Origin of the sequence: Pseudoalteromonas sp. Angola-4 (assembly GCF_028599265.1) — a bacterium.
GTDB lineage: Bacteria > Pseudomonadota > Gammaproteobacteria > Enterobacterales > Alteromonadaceae > Pseudoalteromonas > Pseudoalteromonas atlantica.
In genome coordinates, this window is record NZ_JAQREK010000004.1 from 88,721 (window position 1) to 105,301 (window position 16,581).

16 protein-coding genes and 1 pseudogene are annotated in these 16,581 nt (G+C 40.0%); 11 read left to right on the forward strand and 6 right to left on the reverse strand.

Annotated elements, in window-relative coordinates; translation table 11 throughout:
* Positions 1–344 precede the first annotated feature (344 nt).
* Entirely contained in the window at positions 345–728 is a 384-nt protein-coding gene (locus tag PSH48_RS07275; RefSeq protein ID WP_273611248.1) for a hypothetical protein, read from the reverse strand.
* A gap of 497 nt (positions 729–1,225) precedes the next feature.
* On the opposite strand from PSH48_RS07275, the gene PSH48_RS07280 reads away from it, so the two are divergent.
* Positions 1,226–1,861 (forward strand): methyltransferase family protein, encoded by a 636-nt coding sequence (locus PSH48_RS07280; protein ID WP_273611249.1) that lies wholly within the window; start codon positions 1,226–1,228, stop codon positions 1,859–1,861.
* A 1-nt stretch (position 1,862) separates the two neighbouring features.
* Here PSH48_RS07280 and PSH48_RS07285 read toward each other — a convergent pair whose 3' ends face one another.
* From PSH48_RS07285 to PSH48_RS07295, 3 genes are read right to left on the reverse strand one after another with little or no spacing between them, the layout of a single operon-like run.
* Positions 1,863–3,896, reverse strand: a complete 2,034-nt coding sequence (locus PSH48_RS07285) for a bifunctional diguanylate cyclase/phosphodiesterase (protein WP_273611250.1) — start codon at positions 3,894–3,896, stop codon at positions 1,863–1,865.
* Between the two features lie 3 nt (positions 3,897–3,899).
* Entirely contained in the window at positions 3,900–4,433 is a 534-nt protein-coding gene (locus PSH48_RS07290; RefSeq protein WP_095206797.1) for a YfiR family protein, read from the reverse strand.
* Positions 4,434–4,441: 8 nt separating this feature from the next.
* Entirely contained in the window at positions 4,442–6,502 is a 2,061-nt protein-coding gene (locus PSH48_RS07295; RefSeq protein WP_273611251.1) for a TonB-dependent receptor plug domain-containing protein, read from the reverse strand.
* A gap of 426 nt (positions 6,503–6,928) precedes the next feature.
* On the opposite strand from PSH48_RS07295, the gene PSH48_RS07300 reads away from it, so the two are divergent.
* From PSH48_RS07300 to PSH48_RS07310, 3 genes and pseudogenes are all read left to right on the forward strand, one after another.
* A complete protein-coding gene (locus tag PSH48_RS07300) occupies positions 6,929–7,945 on the forward strand; it encodes a Kelch repeat-containing protein (protein ID WP_154945095.1) in 1,017 nt (338 codons plus the stop codon).
* Positions 7,942–8,658 (forward strand): annotated as a pseudogene (locus PSH48_RS07305) (SIR2 family NAD-dependent protein deacylase). Before PSH48_RS07300 ends, PSH48_RS07305 begins: the two are co-directional and overlap by 4 nt.
* A gap of 121 nt (positions 8,659–8,779) precedes the next feature.
* Complete coding sequence (locus PSH48_RS07310) at positions 8,780–9,577, forward strand: response regulator (protein WP_004587007.1); 798 nt, start codon at positions 8,780–8,782, stop codon at positions 9,575–9,577.
* 59 nt (positions 9,578–9,636) lie between these two features.
* Here the strand turns inward: PSH48_RS07310 and PSH48_RS07315 are convergent, their stop codons facing one another.
* Positions 9,637–10,239, reverse strand: a complete 603-nt coding sequence (locus PSH48_RS07315; protein ID WP_024032917.1) for a LysE/ArgO family amino acid transporter — start codon at positions 10,237–10,239, stop codon at positions 9,637–9,639.
* 105 nt (positions 10,240–10,344) lie between these two features.
* Between PSH48_RS07315 and PSH48_RS07320 the strand changes: the two genes are divergently transcribed.
* Positions 10,345–11,244 (forward strand): LysR family transcriptional regulator ArgP, encoded by a 900-nt coding sequence (locus PSH48_RS07320; protein ID WP_273611252.1) that lies wholly within the window; start codon positions 10,345–10,347, stop codon positions 11,242–11,244.
* 15 nt (positions 11,245–11,259) lie between these two features.
* Here the strand turns inward: PSH48_RS07320 and PSH48_RS07325 are convergent, their stop codons facing one another.
* Entirely contained in the window at positions 11,260–12,573 is a 1,314-nt protein-coding gene (locus tag PSH48_RS07325; RefSeq protein WP_273611253.1) for a M20/M25/M40 family metallo-hydrolase, read from the reverse strand.
* Positions 12,574–13,607: 1,034 nt separating this feature from the next.
* On the opposite strand from PSH48_RS07325, the gene PSH48_RS07330 reads away from it, so the two are divergent.
* From PSH48_RS07330 to PSH48_RS07355, 6 genes are all read left to right on the forward strand, one after another.
* The gene (locus PSH48_RS07330; protein ID WP_181406651.1) at positions 13,608–14,030 is read left to right on the forward strand and encodes a hypothetical protein; all 423 of its coding nucleotides are present in this window, start codon (positions 13,608–13,610) and stop codon (positions 14,028–14,030) included.
* Between the two features lie 117 nt (positions 14,031–14,147).
* Positions 14,148–14,618: a hypothetical protein gene (locus tag PSH48_RS07335; RefSeq protein ID WP_273611254.1), complete on the forward strand. Its 471-nt coding sequence runs from the start codon at positions 14,148–14,150 to the stop codon at positions 14,616–14,618.
* Positions 14,619–14,739: 121 nt separating this feature from the next.
* Positions 14,740–15,030, forward strand: coding sequence for a hypothetical protein (locus PSH48_RS07340; RefSeq protein WP_273611255.1), 291 nt, complete (start codon positions 14,740–14,742; stop codon positions 15,028–15,030).
* A 100-nt stretch (positions 15,031–15,130) separates the two neighbouring features.
* Positions 15,131–15,571 (forward strand): hypothetical protein, encoded by a 441-nt coding sequence (locus tag PSH48_RS07345; RefSeq protein ID WP_273611256.1) that lies wholly within the window; start codon positions 15,131–15,133, stop codon positions 15,569–15,571.
* Between the two features lie 110 nt (positions 15,572–15,681).
* Positions 15,682–15,948 carry a hypothetical protein gene (locus PSH48_RS07350; protein WP_273611257.1) on the forward strand — a complete coding sequence of 89 codons (267 nt, stop codon included), beginning with the start codon at positions 15,682–15,684 and terminating at the stop codon, positions 15,946–15,948.
* Positions 15,949–16,008: 60 nt separating this feature from the next.
* Positions 16,009–16,563, forward strand: coding sequence for an ArsR family transcriptional regulator (locus PSH48_RS07355; protein ID WP_273611258.1), 555 nt, complete (start codon positions 16,009–16,011; stop codon positions 16,561–16,563).
* The last annotated feature ends 18 nt before the right edge of the window (positions 16,564–16,581 follow it).

Below are 16,581 nucleotides of genomic sequence, written 5' to 3' on the forward strand. Positions count from 1 at the left end.
TAACGATACACCATTTACAGAAGCAAAAAGCTGTCCATATCGTATCCCTGTTACGACCACGTTCCATGTTTTACCGTCCGCGATAACTTCATTTTTGGTTGTAATAATACGCTTATCGAGCCCAAAGCTATTTAATCCAACGTATTGAATATTCAACCCATTTGATTTGTCATACCAAATTTTGGGCGATGATTTATTCGATCCATCACCTTGATTTATATCTACAAGAGTTGTTTTTTCATCGTTGCCTGTCTCTGCATCAATTCTAAATACAAAAATACACCATCTATAATTCCACCTAGCATCACGCTGGCCAGGAACTGCAAAGTAGCTTCCCGTATTTTCTAAAAATTCAACCCCTTTTTTGCGTCCGCTTTAACAGGCTGCAAAGCGTCTGTAGTTTGAGTCGCATTGGCAATAATTGTGCCTCGGGAAGAATGTTTGGGTAATTTACCTACTTGAGCATCCTCCTGAAAGTACGCAGTCATAAGCCACTCTGGGAAAAGGTTTAGCGCCCAAGGTACTTTTTTCTCACTTGAAATTGCGCGCTCAGGAATGCGCATAGATAAGGGTAAACGTCCTTGAGTTTGTTCTAAAATAGTAACTTTTGAGTCATTATCAACATCATAGTTACCTTCAAGTTCGGGGTATTCATTAGCTAAAAAATTTAATAGCTGGTAGCGCTCTTGGTCACTGTATAAACCATCATTATTAGGGTCAAGGTTCATTTGGGTGCTTAGCGAGTTAAAGCTGAATATTAAACAGCAACTTAATACTAGAGCTAATTTCTTTTTTGGTTTCATAAGTAAATTTCCATATAAATTTAATTATCTAAATACTTAATGAGCTCACAAAAAGTTGTAAGCTTATTATAGAAAAATTTAATATTTACAGAATCAGGGTACGCTCTTTTGAAAATTTTGAGGCGCTTAGCTATGGAGGAGAGAGCAGCTGATTAATTACTCTCTTGCTATAAACTCTAGCGCAGGTATTTTGATAAATCTATTTATTTAATTGGCTTTAAAAAAAGCTTCATATAAAAATAAAGAGAAATTAAACATTTTTTGCGAATCCATAGTATTAAATAGCAATTTATTGAGTTTGATGAATTACATGAACTACTTCATTTTATTTAAACTTTATTCACTGCTCGTATAGGGGTTGTTTCTTAATTACATGAATACTAATATGGTTTAATATTTGATGGATAAAAAGTTATTGGTTAATGAGTTACCAACCGTTGATAGATGATTCTGCTTCACTAATTGAATTTACGCGTGTGTATTTAGCGCTTTTTTATACGTTTGTGGCGGGGTTTTACACCGTTAGGATTATTTATAAAAACCGTTCAACGCCTACGGGTGTTATTTTTCCTGGCGCTAAGTTTTGTACTAGCTGGTGGAATCATATGGCGTTTAAGTTTTTTAGAGCTGCTATATGGTTTGTGTGTGTGCTGCGTGTGTTTGTGCCTGCCACCGATAACTACTTAGGTATGTTTTATACCTTAAATGGGTGGCCGGGTGTTATGTTTGGCAATATTATGCTCACGGCGGGCTTTGTGCTCAGTATGGTTGTTCATTTTCATATGGCCTCACTTTGGCGCTCGGGTATAGACCCAAATGGGCCTCAAACGCTTAAAACTACCGGGTTATATAGTTTTTCGCGCAACCCTATGTATGTCGGTGTGGCAACTGCTCAGTTGGGGTTCTTTTTAGCATTACCAAGCTTATTTAGCTTAATTTGCCTTGCTGTGGGCTTATATGCGCTTTATAAACAAATAGCCGTTGAAGAAGCGCATTTAGTCACGCGTTTTAATAATGACTACCTAAAATATAAGCAAACCGTACCGCGCTGGTTGTAGGTTATTCAACGGTTGCTTTTATTTGCAGATGGCTATTTATAAAATCTTGCTTTGAAAGCGGTTTAGAATATAAGTAGCCTTGAATGTAATCACAGCCCAACGCGATTAGTTGTGCTTGTTGGGTTGGTGTTTCTACCCCTTCGGCGACCACTTCTACCCCTAAGTTATGCGCCATAGTAATAATGGCTTTAATTAGCGCTATACTGCTGCTATTGGCTTCAATATTTTGTATAAACGATTGATCTATTTTAAGTATATCAATGTCTAACTGCTGCAAGTACGCAAGCGAAGAGTACCCAACACCAAAATCATCAATGGCAATGTCTATATCAAGCGCATTAAGGCGTTTTAAATGGTGCTGAATCGCGTTATCTGGGTCCATTAAGCTGTTTTCAGTTATCTCAATTAATATAGTATGAGGTGGCAAATTATACAGTTTGCACGCCTCTACCCATTGGGTAACCCAAATACCGTCGCGATCAATTTCTAAAGGCGAGGTATTTACACTAATTTGCACCGGTGTATAGCTTAGCTTATTAAACTGCACCGCATCGCGAACAGCTTGCGATTTAACCCATTCGCCTAGCTCTTTTATCAAGCCATTTTGCTCTGCTATATCGATAAACTCGACAGGACCAATAATGCCTCGCTCTGGGTGGTTCCAACGGATCAGCGCTTCAGCTTTTTTTAGCGTACGTGAATGGGGGTCCCATATTGGCTGATAGTAAAGTTCAAATTGGTTGTTATTTAAGCCAATGCGTATTTCTTCTATAAGGCGGCGCTTTTCAATCGCCAGTTCTTCCATTTCGTATGAGAAAAACTCAAACCTGTTTCGCCCCTTACTTTTTGACAAATACATCGCTTGGTCGGCTCGTTTAACTAAGGTTTCGACCGATATGCCGTCATGCGGAAAAAACGCCACGCCTATACTCGCGGTTACCTGCACATGTTCGTTTTTTATGGTTATTGTTCGGGTCAGGCTTTTCATTACATCGTGTGCAATGTGCGAAACCGCTGTTGTATCGCTTATTCCTTTTAGTATTAGGGTAAACTCATCACCGCCTAAGCGCGCCACTATGTCTTGCTGTTTTAAGCAGCGGCGAAGTCGCTTAGCCACTTCGTGAAGTAATAAATCACCAAAGTCGTGGCCTAAGCTATCATTTACTTCTTTAAAGCCGTCTAAATCAATAAATACCAAAGAAAATGGTTGTTCAGGTGTGCTTACAAGCTGTTGCAGGTGCTCATAAAAATAACGGCGGTTAGGTAGGTCGGTTAAGCCATCTTGATAGGCATATTGATGCAGCTGAACATTGGCATTTTCGAGCTCTTTTGTTCTTCGTTTTACTTGGTTTTCTAGCAGGTTATCGCGCTGTTCTATAGTTTGCAGCATGGTATTAAAACAGCTTGTTAGCTTACCCACTTCGTCCTTTGAAAGCTCTTTTGCACGTAAGCTATAGTCGTTAGATGAGGTAATTTGCTCTGCTGTTTGTGCTAAATATAAAATGGGGTTTAAAAAACGTTTTCTGAGCATTAGCGATACAAGCAAACTTAAAATAAAGCTAAAAATCATTAATACAATAATAAACCGGCCATAAAAAGCGGCTCTGTCGTTTAGGTCACTGTCGTCGGCGCGCACAATCAGCGTACCGTAGCGTTGAGCGTCAATTGTTAATGGTGTTTTTACTTCTATTGTATGCGGGGCTGAGCTTTCTTGGCTGTATTTAGGCGATGTTACGCTTGCAAGTTGTTGGCTAAAATTGTTTATCACTTCTACCGATACAATATCGGAGCGCATTAATAACGGCTCAATCAGCTCTTTTATTGCGGCGGTGTCGTAAAATATTAAAGCAGTACTAATATTGGGGGCTAATATTTGCGAGAGTGATTTTAGGCTTTGTGTTTGTTCTTGTTTTGCGGTTTTTAGCTCATACGCGCTAAAAACAGCAGTAACGGTAGCGGTAGAAATAAGCGCAACGCTCATTAAAATAAACAGCAGCTTTTTACTCATTGAGTTGAGTGAGAAGTAGTTTTTCATTATTTACCCCTCAACTACACGTGCTAGGCGCAGCACTTTTGAGCTCATAGTAATGCCTGCTTTTTTAAGCTTGCTTGGGGCAACTTCAAAGCGCACCTTACTACTTGAAAGAAAAAATCGAATATGTCCTTGTGCGGCTATAAAGCCATCGGTTTCGCCAACTATCATTGTATTTTTTAAATTAAGCGCGGGGTGGGCATCTAACCACATGTTATAGGTATTATCGGTAATAAATACTATATCACAGCCCTCAAGTGCAGTTGCCTCGAGGGGAGTTAGTTTATTTCGTAAGTGGCGTTTATGTACTTTTCTGTTTTCTAGGGCGGCATTTGCTATTGCTATAAATTGGCTGTCGGGGCTACAAATTAAAAAGTCGGAGCCGTTTTCGGGTGCAGATTGCCATTGCCCTAAACGGGCAAAGTTATATAAAAAGCCTGCTTTAAGCACATATTCTTTTTGCACCGCAAACGCGCTTGAGCTTGTACAAAGCGCAAGGCAAAAAAATAGGTAAAGCAATCGATTTAAAGGCTTAAGCATTGGCTCTCTTAAAATGTTGCACTAACAGAAAACGTAACACACTCGTCTATGTAATTAGGAACCGTAAATGTTTCGCGAGTATTGGCGTATTCTATGTGTGAGCCTGCAAATAAATTTTTGCCTGATACTGCTGTGGCCCAGTTATTGTTTATTTTCCAGTTCCATGTAAGGTCTACAGCGGTGTAGTTATCTGTATTGTAAGTGCTTGAGTTTTCGGCTCTTAGCGTGGCAAAAATAGAATGCTGCTCACTTAATTGGTAATTCAGTTTAGTAAATAATTGTCTGTTTACTGAGTCGTAGCCAATAGTAGGGCGCGTTGCATTAGGTAAGTCGTAATCTATTTTTGTATAGCTGTAGCCAACTTCGCTGCTTAAGTCGTCCATTAGTTGCATCGAGAACAATAAATCACCGCCGGTTGTGGTGGTTTCACCTACCGAAACAAAGTCGTAATCTAAGCTTGTTGTTTGAAGCGCCGCAAATGCTTGTGACACTTCCCCGGCTAAGTAAAAGTTTAATGCAGGTATAAATTGTTCTACATGAGGGTTTAAACTAATTACGGCCACATCATCCGCTTGCGTATTAAATGCAGAAACATCTAAAGACCACACCGCCTTTGATATACGGTAGCCTAGCTCGTACGAGATATAATTTTCGGCTTTTACGTTATCGTTACCATTTAAAAATGTAGCTATATGGTATTGATCTATTTCAGCAATACCCGACTGCATGCCAATAACGTCTGAGATTTTTTGGCCATTTACTCTAAAGTTATCGTTAAATTCAATTAGTGTAGGAATACGTACGCTTCGTGAAATTGAACCCCATGCTAGGTGCTCGCTATTTGGCTGATAGGTAAAGCGGGCAAGGGGTTGATTTTCCCAACCGGTTAAATCGTTATGCTCTATTTTTGTGCCTATAATGAGGTTTAACGTATCAGGAATAACACTGTATTGCGCTTGCAGCATAGCACCGTATTGATGAAGGTCTTCTAGGTCTTTATCGCTATTAATAAAAATGCTGTCTTGAAAAGAAATATCATTAAATCGATAATTAAGCCCCCAATCTACCTGGAGTGCACCGGTAATAAAGTTCATTTGATAATCAACGTCAATCGATTCAAAATCTTCATTTATATAGGGTTGTTCACCATGTTGTTTAAGCCACGACATTTGCAGCATTTGGTTTGCATTATCTGAAAGACGATGCTCAACACGGGTCATTAATCGTGTATCGCGCCTATCTGCAATAGTTGGAAACTGCTGACTGCGGTTAGACGCATCTACTACCCCAGTAAGGTTTTGGCCGTGCTCTGTGTGGGTATGATCCCCTTGCAGGAGGATTGACCACTCATCGCTTGGCGTAAAATCAGCTCTAAAGCCGCCAGCGTGCTGTTTAGTAAAGTCATTAGGTTTAATGCGGCTGCCTTTTTTAGAAGGTGCGGTATTTTTAGTATTATAGTAGCCCCTGTAACTACCAATATCAGAAATATCACCACCATGGCGAAGGCTTATGTCGGCATTTATTTGATTACCTGTAATTGCTTTAGCGTAAGTGTTGCGTGTATCTAAGCTATTTTTAGTAATGATATTGATCACGCCGTTATTTGCGTTATTACCCCATAACAACCCGCCCTGACCACGAATAACCTCAATGCGTTCAATATCGTATAAAGGCACATGCAACGACTCCCAATACACAGCCGCAAATTTGGGGGTATATAGGCTTTGCCCATCTATCATTACTAATAATTTGCTGGAATACCGTGAAGCAACACCGCGTGCAGAAATAGCCCATTGATTGTTATCAAGTTGTCTTACGGCAAGGCCGGGCACCATTTTTAATGCCTCAGGAATAGAGGTAGCGCCCGAGCTTGTAATTTGCTCTTCGCTTAGCACATAAATAGAAGAGGCGGTGCTAAAGGCCGATTGTGCTCGTTTCATTGCAGAAGTTGCTTGAACATCCATCCCCATTAACGCGTCAAGGTCTAAGTCATCGTCGTTTAATGGTTCTGCAGCAAGTATTGGTGAGGCAATAATAAGTGAGCACAATAACTTTTTAGGTATTTTCACCTAGGTTTCTCCACAGGGATCAAAAATCAAAAACAGGATATATTTTTGTAAAACATTTGTTACCACAAAATATTAGCATACTTTATATTGCTAAAAGTACACTTTCTTAGGCTAACTAGCATAAATTACTAAGTAGTAAGGATGTTTTAAAACTTAACGCTAAATTATTAAAGTTTTGTAGTTTTTAAATAAAATTAACAAATAAAGCCTCAAAATCAAGTAATAAAGCGTGTAAATTAGGCGCTGCTTGTAAATTCGCTTATCTAATTTAGCTCGCTGGCTATATCACTAATTATTAGATGGTATGTAAAACGCAGCACACCTAAACACACGTATTAATAAGGTAAATTACTTATAGTTAGCTGGTTCATGCAGGTAAAATAATTTACCCTTAGTGTATTAGTCACTTTTATATTATTTGTTTTTATGAGCCTTCTTTTTTCTATTGCGCTAGCAAGCCTTCCTGCTTTACCCGAACCCGTTGCAAACAATGCCGTAGCTAAGGTTACTGTTGAAAACCAACGCTATTTTTTGAGTTTTATGGGGCTTGGTAAAAACAAACAACACACAGATGTACACAATAAGGTATTTTCACTAAAACTGGGCGACAGCGCATGGCAGCAACAAGCGAGTGTGCCTTCAAGTTTGCCATTAAAGGGGCGCTTAGCCAGTACTGCTGTTGGTTTAGGTGAATACGCTTATATATTTGGTGGCTACACGGTAGATAGCGATCATACTGAAATTTCAAGCCCCGATGTGTACCGTTTCGATATAAAAAACAATACGTATAAACACCTTGCAAGCATGCCAGTACCAGTTGATGACAGCGTAGCGCTAAGCTACAAAGAGCGTTACATATACCTTATTAGCGGCTGGCATAACGATGGCAACGTAAATTTAGTACAAGTTTACGATACTAAAAACAATACATGGCAGCAGGCGTCGCCTTTTTTAGGTGAGCCAGTATTTGGCCAAGCGGCTGCTATTAGTGGTAATACCATTGTTATTTGCGATGGCGTTAAAACCCAAGCAAATTCAGATTCTCGCCGCTCGTTTGCAGGTGTTGCTCAGTGTTTAAAAGGCACAATAAATGCCAACAATCCGCTAAAAATAGATTGGCGTACTTTGCCCCACCCTACGGGGGAGTCGCATTACCGTATGGCTGCTACTAGCTACAATAACAATATTTACATGCTGGGCGGCTCTAATAACCCCTATAACTACAACGGGATTGGTTACAATAAACAGCCCGCCCCGGCGAGCAACCATGTGTGGCGTTTTAATATAAAGCAAAACACGTGGCAGGTATTACCTAATGTAGCTGTTGGCAGTATGGATCACCGTGGCCTACTTGAGCACAATGGGGCTTTATATCGTATTGGCGGTATGAACAACCAACAACAAGTAATAAACGATGTACTAGGGTACGAGGTAGCACAGTGAATACACTTTATATTACCGGTGCAGGGGTAAGTGCTGCTAGTGGCATACCTACATTTAGAGGCGAAGATGGCTTTTGGACGATAGGCAGTAAAAATTATACGCCCATGGAAATGGCCACGCGTGCTATGTATCAAAATAATCCACGCGAGTTTTTAGCTTGGTATTACAATCGTTTTGCAGCCTATCGTAACCATGGCCCGAATGAAGTACACCATTGGCTGAGCGATAAAAACTTAATAACCCAAAATATAGATGGTCTTGATGGCAAAGCCGGTAACAAAAATTACATTGCTATACACGGTAGGCTCGATCAAATGACGTTATTTCATGAGCAAGGCGAAGCCGTTAAACCGCTTATGACTCCGTGGGATAGTGTAGATGAAAGTCGCCTGCATGAGTCTCTTTTTGAGCTATTTAATATTCAAAACCAAACACCGGAGCTTAATCATTCGTTTAAGCCTTTTGTGTTGTTGTTCGATGAATTTTACACCTAGCTTTACAGAATAACCGAAGCACAACAGCGTATGCTCAACGCCGATAAAATTGTATTTATGGGCACCTCGTTTAGTGTAAATATCACCCAAATGGCATTAGAAATAGCCCGTAATTACGACATACCTGTAGAAGTGGTAGACCCTAACCCTGTTCACATAATGCACAGCAACGTAACGTACAAAAAAATGAATGCATTAGAATACATTCAATCTAATTAGAAAGTGCTATATTTTAAAGAGATTGCTAATGTTTTCTTAAATATTACAATCTCTTTATATAATATTAACGAGTCAATAATGTTATTATTATCCTCATTATAACAATACTAAAGAGACTTGAATGAGCGACCTAACTGCAATAGCAAACTTGTCCATTTTACTTGTAGAGCCTTCAGAGGTTCAGCAAAAAATAATAATAAAATCGCTTGCAGAAAGTGGTGTTAAACAAGTAGAAACTGCGGCTACTCAAGCACAGGTTTTATCGTTACTTGAAAGTTACCACCCAGACCTAGTAATAAGCTCGATGTACTTATCAGACGGCACCGCCGACTCATTATTGCAAAAAATAAGACTTAACCCCGCCACTGAACATCAACCTTTTATGCTTATATCGAGCGAGCGTAATAAAAAGTACCTTGAGCAACTACGCCAATCCGGTGTGTTGGCTATTTTACCTAAGCCTTTTAGCGCAAAAGCCATTACTCGCGCACTCAAAGCAACTCTCGATATAATAAGCGAAGAAGAAGTAGATCTTGATCATTTTGATGTAACGCTACTTCGCGTACTTGTAGTAGACGACAGCCGCTTTGCTCGTAAACACATAATACGCGTGCTTGCTGGCATGGGGATCCCCGAACCGGTAGAAGCCGAAAACGGAAAAGAAGCCATAGCGCACCTTAGTGAGCAATCGTTCGATTTAATCGTTACCGATTACAACATGCCAGAAATGGATGGTCGCGAACTAACCGAAACTGTACGTGGCTCAAATGCTTACTCGCATATTCCTATTTTAATGGTGAGCTCAGAGGCAAACGACACTCACCTAGCTAATATTGCGCAAGCAGGAGTTGATGCCATTTGCGATAAACCGTTTGAACCGGCCACAGTGCGAGAATTACTTTATAAAATAATGTCTTAGTCTTTTAAAAAACGGCTAACAACAGCGGTAGTTAAATACATAACTACCGCTGTTTTGGCTTATTGGCTTGGCACGTTATATAACTGAAACGCTACAAAACATAAAATAACCGCAATACAGCTATCAAATACGCGCCATCTAAACGGGGAGCTTAAAACCTTTTTTAATTTTGGCGCAAACAACACTAAGCTACTAAACCAAATAACAGAGGCCACACAAGCACCAATAGCAAAGTGCATAGGCGCGGGTTGTAATGCGCCAATGCTGCCAAGTAGTAATACGGTGTCTAAATAAACATGTGGATTTAGTAAGCTTATAGCAAAGGCCGCAAGGGCCGTTTTCCACCAGCTCACTTTTATTACCTGAGTTACTTTTAACCCCGATGTGCCTTTAATTGCGCTGCGCGCAGAGCCAAATGCTAAGTAAAGTAACATAGCTATACCACCCCAGGTTAACCACGGTAATAACCCCGGCAGCCATAGCTTTAACTCATTAGCGGCAAATACACCTACAATAATTAATGTGGCGTCACAAAGTATACAAACCGCAGCTAAAACAAAACGGTTAGCGCCCGCCATACATTGGCTTAAAATCCAAATATTTTGCGCCCCAATGGCAATAATTAAACTCAGCCCTAACATCACACCCGACAAAAACGACATACTTCAAATCCACTCAAATAAAACCTGTTATCCAATGCCTTGCAGGGTAGGGGGGATTCTGTTACAAATCCAATGAATATATTTATTGTTATATGCGTAAAACTCATGATTGATTACCAGTTACTCAATGCGCTTAGTGCCGTTATAAGTGAAGGCGGATTTGAAAAGGCCTCAAAAAAATTATTTATTACCCAATCGGCGGTGAGTAGGCGTATTCATCAGCTTGAGGCCAAACTAGGCGAGCCCGTATTAATAAGAACCCAGCCGCCAACGCCCACGGCACTTGGTAAACGTTTACTTAATCATTTACAGCAAGTATTACAGCTAGAAGTGGCCCTTAATTTAGAGGCACTTAACGAGCACACAGATTTAAACACCCCGCTTAGCGTAAAGCTTGCTGCTAATGCGGATTCGCTTGCCACCTGGCTGCCCGAAGCACTCGCCGTATTAGATACAGAGCTTGCGTGCAAATTACGCTTTGAAGTCATTAGTGAAGATCAATCCATTGCCCATAAAAGAATGAAAGACGGCGAGGTTATGGTGTGTATTAGCTCATCCCCCGAGCCCGTTAATGGCGGCCTAGTTAGCCCACTTGGCGCCATACGCTACAAAGCCATTGCAAGCCCCGATTTTATAAAACAACATAAGCTTACTGAGCTTTCGCAATTAGCGCATTTACCGTGCTTGGTATTTAGTGAGTATGACAAGCTACAACACCAGTTTTTAGAAGATATTAATGGCTCAGCCCCACTGTTTACCCATATTTACCCTTCGTCAGAGGGATTTAAACAAGCCATGATAGCAGGCCTAGGTTATGGGCTATTACCTACCTTACAGCTAGGAGACTCGCTGATAAAAGGCGAGTTAGTCGATTTATTCCCAGAATATTATATTGATACACCTTTGTATTGGCACTATTGGCAAACCGAAAGCCCGCAGCTTAAAACGTTGCGTAAGTTTGCATTGCAAGTAGCAGGCAAACGGCTAGAGCCTATTAACCTATAAAGGCTAAGCCTGCGTTTATAACTGCCCTAATCTGTAAATAAGCAGTGCTGTTTTAGCGATGTTTTTATTAAGTGAGGTTAAATCGGCGGTTTCGTTTTTAGTGTGCGCACCACTGCCCATGAGGCCTAGGCCATCAAGCGCCATATCAACATGGTTTGCAGCAAACGAAATATCAGCAGCACCGGCATTACGTGGGTTTGCAGCCTCCACTTTGTTATAGCCTAAGTCTTGGCTTGCTTGGCTATACAGTGCAAGCAGCTTTTTATTACCCTCAGTGAGCCCCATTGGTGGGTAGCCGTCTTCAAAAGTAAGCTCAGCTTGGCTGCCATTTAAGCTTTTAGCCACTATTTGCTGCATCACTTTTTTAGCGCCCTCTACCTGCTTTGGCGAAAGCGCCCGTAAATCACCCGCTACATGCACGGTTTGCGCAATTACGTTACTTTTACCAAACGCCGTGGCTGACGAGTTAGCACTATCGTACTGTGCATCAGTACCGCCCACAATAAGCCCCGGGTTAAAGGTTAAATTAGGTTGTGTAGCTAGTTGCTCTCTAAAGTCATTTAAAATACGCGACGCCTCGTAAATAGCGCCATAGCCAACACTGTCACTAAATATTTGCGATGAATGTGCAGCATTGGCCGTTACATTTAACGTCCAGCCGGTATAGCCACGGCGCGCTGCCATCGCGGTTTTAATATTGTTATCGCCGTTCTCAAAACCTAGCGCTACGTCAGCCCAAATTGCGCCATCAACAATGGCTTGTTTAGATAAACTAAGTGGACGACCGCTGCTTTCTTCATCGCCGGTAAGCAGTACTTTTACGCTTACGTTTTCAAGTAAATTAAGCGCTTGTAAGCTTTTAAGGGCGGTAATTATAATAGTATTACCACCTTTCATGTCGGCTACACCTGGGCCACTGGCGGTGTGTTCATCAATTTGTTTGTAGGTAGTAAAGTTATCGTGTTTGGCAAACACCGTATCAAGATGGCCGATCATCAGTATTTTTATTGCATCGGGGTTTTTACTTTTGTGCGCAGCTAATACATGCCCAGCACGGTTAAACGCGCTGCCATCTAACCACTCAACCTCAAAACCAATGGCTTTTAGTTGCGAGCTTGCCAGCGCGCCTACCTTTTTTACGCCTTCAATATTTAGTGAACCGCTATTAATGTTTACCGCTTGTTCTATTTCTTTAAGCGCTTGCGGCATGTTCTGCTCAACTTGTTTTACTATTTCACGCTCGTTTTTATTAAGCGCCGCGTGGCTTGTAAGCGGTAGGGTACTAGCAAGGGTAAAAATAAGTGCTTGGCTAAATTTTAAAAGTGACATAACAGCCTCATAATTGAAGAAAAGAGTTAGGGCGTGTTTATTTTTGATGGTTGAATTTGCAGCAGTGTGTTTGGTTTTTAGGCAAGGCAGAGCCTATGTAGTGTGGTTACTCCCCATAAATAGGCGATAACGTAGCATAAATGCCAGACATGCGCTGCCCGTTGGGTTCTTTCTAGGGACGATAAACTCTTTGTTGCTCGGTTTTTACTTAGCCCACTAGGTTACAAACCTCGCGCCGCGATTTAATCGCCCCTAGATTGAACAAATTTCAATCCGCAAAGGTCAACACGCCCCAATATGAAGTAAAAATACAAAGGGTTCAATAGAAGTAGATTGTGATTTTTAACTAATTTTATAAGCAACAATGAGTTACAAGGTTAAGGGTTAATGGGTGTATGCGTTATTGGTTTAAACTCAGGTATTTAAAATATGATTTGTTAATTAATAATCAACTAGTACAACTACACAGCTATATGTCTGATATTACTGATCTCCACCATTTTGGGGTTTTGCTACATTTAGGAAAAGTAAGGTGAAGCTAACTATTTGTTTACAGGTATTTATTTTATAGCTAGGATAAAATCACTGTAATATAGGGACATTTGTCGGTTTGTAAAACGACAAATGTCGTAGACTAAATTGTTATATGCCTAAGATAAATGAATAATTTAAAGCGTTTTTTTAATATCTATAAATCGCATCTGTTCAAAATGAGTCTAATGATTATTCCTCTTGCTGGACTTATAGGTTACGAACACGGCTTTTTGCGTGGACTATTTGTATTCATAAGTATTCTAATATTAGTTACTTTATGTATGCTCATTCCTTTCATCCATGACCGAAAGAAATATGGTAATAATCCATTTGAATAGGGTTTCTTTATCAGTCAGATATGATTTCAGAAACACGGCATATAACAAAAAAATTAAGTCTCTCACTTCGTTCGCTGGGACGCCTATACGCGGGGCGGCTTCGCCATTATGCCCCACGTATCTGCGCCCCTTATTTAAAAGTTATGCACTAGAGTGTAAATTTTGAAATCATTGCTCTTAAAATTATTTCATAGCAAAGCTCAACTAAGTGTTCACGAACACATCGCAATTAAGGCGTGTTTACAAGCAGTTCCTAAAAATGTTCATACCGCGTTTGATAAACAGCTTTCGGAATACAACTTAATTCAGCGAGAAGTTTCAGACAAAGTTCTTAATTTCTATAAATGTTCACTGTTTGGTAAGTTACTCGAGCCCAGTGTTTTACTTCCTATTCAAACGGGAGAAGTGCTACTCTCTTCATTTACGTTAGTTAAAACAAGCGGTGCTGAAGTTTTAGTAAAAATACATTGTGTTAACAGACGATTATTCTCAGTAGAATTTAGTGAAGCATTGAACAAGTTGAGCGCATCAGAAAACTTAAAGCTTGATAAAGTGGTTTATCAACCTGAATTGGCACGTGCATAACAACCCAATCAACACACTCACTACGTTCGCTGGGACGCATACACGTGGGGCGGCTTCGCCATTATGCCCCACATGTCTGCGCCCGTTATTGGAAAGTTAGCAATACACAGAGGTAACGTGCGGTATTTAAAATCAGTCGTACTATTTTTGGTGGTTTTTATTACCGCTTGTACAACAAATTTGAACACTCAAAAATGGGCTAAAGACGTTTCCTCTCATGAATATATAATTAAACAAAAAAGCGTATTAGTTGATAAAAATTGCACATTATTTGATAAGTTATCTCCGACATACGGTATTCAAACCGCCAATAATTACAATAAAAATGGAATTTGGACGCGTGCAGGCTGCAACCCTCAAATAGTTTCAAATGTGGATGTCGGCACTAAAATTATCATTACTGATATATCAGTGAGAACAGATGCGAGTGGGCGTTGCTGGAATGTGCTAGCCAAACTTGAAAATGGACTTGAAGTATTTATCCCTAGTTGTAAATTTTTTCACACAAACCTGTGGGTAACACCTCAACAGCCTACAGAAAACAACTTGGAGTTTAAGTTCAATAAGGCATACTTAGCTATTGAGTAAAGTATTGCTAACAAACGCATCAACGTATGGACTAATAAAGCTTGGCTTGGTTCGTGCCTCACCAATTATAGCCAAGCTTCATTAGCCCGTTATGCGGGCGTTATGTGTAATGAGTAAGGCAATGAAACGATTTAAAGAAAAGGAGGTTAAAACTCAAGCCGTGTCTGATTTCGGCATGACTCTAGAGCTATATATAGAAACTGGAAATGAAACTATTGATCAAAACATAAATTATCCTCTGCTAAAAATTTATGCAGACGAAACAACAGAGGAAAAATATTTAGAGGTTCCATCTGGTAACGACTTAGTTCAAATACCTGTATCTAAGGTAAAAGCCCTATTAGAAGCAGCAGAATTAGATGTTCATTCAGAATCATGGTATGACAAAAATGTTTTCAATAAAAACACATAACAAAAGTGTCATGTTCGCACGCAAAAACACGCGTGCTGGGACGGGCTTACGCGCTGCTCCAGCCCGCCCCATACACTGGCGTTATGTACCTAGGTTGAGTATGAGAGTATTTTTAACTTTCTTTGGATTGTTTATTTCAAGTTATGCTTATTCAAACGCTGCATTAGATGCAGAAAATGAAGGTGAAGCAATTGGAATTGTTTATGGGCACATCAAAGAAATAGATGTTTTGAAATTTATGTGCAATAGAAAAGTACCTGAAACAGGATCTATCATTTCTGACGCTGTTGATGCATGGATGGTCCGAAATAGCGTTGTAGTTACAAACCTAATGAGTGGCTTGGACAGAGTTCCAGAAAAAGAACGAGAGCAGTTGTTCGAGCTTGGAAAGAAAGTTTCAAATAACACAATAGTTTTGTTTAACAAGCAGAGCCAATCTGAAAAAGAAAAATCATGCTTGGTTCTAGCAAACAAATTAGATTCTGATTTTTACAAAGAAGAATATCCAGTAGCCTACAAGCTTATGGGCAAAGGTACATAACAAGCGCATTAATGAATGGACGTCTAACGCTTGGCTGACGCTCGTTCCTCGCAATTTTAGCCAAGCATTATCCGCCCATTATGCGGGCGTTAGGTATACAAGGAAGTTAGGTGCCAATTTATATCAAAATTGAACAATCGAATGAAAAGCTAGCTCACTTAGCAAAAGGTCATTGGGAACTGCCTATCCAGATCCAAGAGCTTGAAAGTTGGCTGTTAGAAAATCCTCTTAATTTAACTCCATCAACATACATTGCCGATGTAGGTTTTAGCATAAGACAGAATGCTTGTGGTGGTGGAGCTATTCTATCACCAGAAGCTATGTCAATAATGAGTAATTTGGGTATTAAATTATATTTGTCTGAGTATGGTGAGTAACGTAAACATAACAAAGCATCAACTAGAGAATTAGGTGTTATGCTTTTTATTGGGAGTATCATGAAAGTAAGTAACCCATTGACTATAGTGGCAATTTTTTCTGGTGCAGCTGAGACATTTGCAACGGGAGCTCTAGTTGCTTTACCCTTATCTTTACAAGAAAAGTTCATCTATTTTGTAATGTTCTTCCCAGTGTTTATCGTCACGCTTTTTTTCTTTGTGTTAGTCTTCAAACCTCAGGTTTTATATGCACCTAGTGATTTCTCCAACGAAGAGCATTTCTTACACGCAAACCAACTTAAAGAGGTTGTCGCACAGGAGACTGAAAAGGTTCTTTCAGAAGCAAAAGAAAGCAACCAAATCACTGGAAACCTTAAAGAGCTTTCAAATAGAGTTGCAGAATTAACGGTTAAAAGCTGGGAACATGAGCTGGATGAAAAGGTTCATAAATATATGTTTGAGCACTCAAATGAAGCTTTTACGCACCGAGGACTCGGACATATACTTCTAGTGGGGAAGTCATCTATTTTGGCATCACTGATTCGTCTAGAGGTAGATGGGAAAATTCTTTCGGGTATGGATGGCACTGTTAAAGTGTGGCAAGCAAAAAAATAGCAAAGCGGTTAAGATCAT